Below are 1,111 nucleotides of genomic sequence, written 5' to 3'. Positions count from 1 at the left end.
GCCGATCACCGTGCCGTGGCCGCTCAGGAACTTGGTCGCTGAGTGGTAGACCAGGTCGGCGCCGTGGTCAAAGGGCTTGATCAGCCAGGGTGAGGTGAGGGTGGAGTCCACCAGCAGCGGCACGCCGGCTTTATGGGCAATGCCTGAGACCGCTTCGATGTCCAGCACGTCGAGGCCCGGGTTGCCCACGGTCTCGCCGAAAAAAAGTTTCGTGTTGGGCCGCACGGCGGCGCGCCAGCCGTCCAGGTCGCCGGGCTTGACGAAGGTGGTGTCGATGCCGAAACGGCGCAAGGTGTAGTGCAGCAGGTTCTGGCTGCCGCCGTACAGCGCGGTGCTGGCGACGATGTGGGAACCGGCGCCCATCAAGGTGGCAATGGCCAGGTGCAGCGCCGCTTGCCCGCTCGACGTGGCAATCGCGCCTATGCCGCCTTCCAGCGCCGATACGCGCTGCTCCAGCACCGCATTGGTCGGGTTGCTGATGCGTGAATACACGTGGCCCGCACGTTCGAGGTTAAAGAGGCTGGCCGCGTGGTCGCTGGATTCGAAGACAAAAGAGGTCGTCAGGTGAATCGGCACGGCGCGCGCGCCGGTGCTGGGGTCGGGCGCGGCGCCGGCGTGCAGCGCCAGGGTATCGAAGCCAGGGTCTGAGTAACCGGGCATGGGTTTGTCTCCAGTCAGAAAAAAGTGGCGGTGCGCCGGGCAATCACAGGAGCTGAACAGATTCTTGCAACCTGCCGTTTGATTGTGGGCTATATTTAAACTGAATTCCCCGTTGCCGCGCCGCGGTGGGACAATGAGGGACAAGCTGGCAGCACAACCGAGGAGACGGCCATGAAGGTTCTAGACATACTGCGCGTGAAGGGCAACACGCTTTACACCGTCCAGCCTGACGAACCCCTTGCCAAGGCGGCGCAGATCATGGCCGAAAAAGACATCGGCTCGCTCGTCGTGATGGAGCACGGCGACCTCGTCGGTATGCTGACCTTCCGTGAAGTGATCGTCTGCATCGTCAAGAACGGCGGCGAGATCGGCAGCACGCTGGTGCGAACCGCCATGGACGACCATCCGCTCACAAGCACCTCCGAAACTGAACACTACTAAGTCCGCCGCA

At 62.9% G+C, this 1,111-nt stretch carries 1 protein-coding gene and 1 pseudogene; one reads left to right on the top strand and one right to left on the bottom strand.

Annotation, left to right across the window (positions count from 1 at the left end):
* On the bottom strand, positions 1–660 hold a 660-nt coding region (locus AC1D0Z_RS22455; protein ID WP_477660354.1), incomplete at its 3' end, for a PLP-dependent transferase.
* Positions 661–831: 171 nt separating this feature from the next.
* Between AC1D0Z_RS22455 and AC1D0Z_RS22450 the strand changes: the two are divergent.
* Positions 832–1,092: pseudogene (locus AC1D0Z_RS22450) on the top strand (CBS domain-containing protein); the annotation flags it as partial.
* Positions 1,093–1,111 lie beyond the last annotated feature (19 nt).

Source organism: Polaromonas sp. P1_E3 (assembly GCF_056405935.1).
This window is presented reverse-complemented; position numbering and strand designations above follow the sequence as displayed.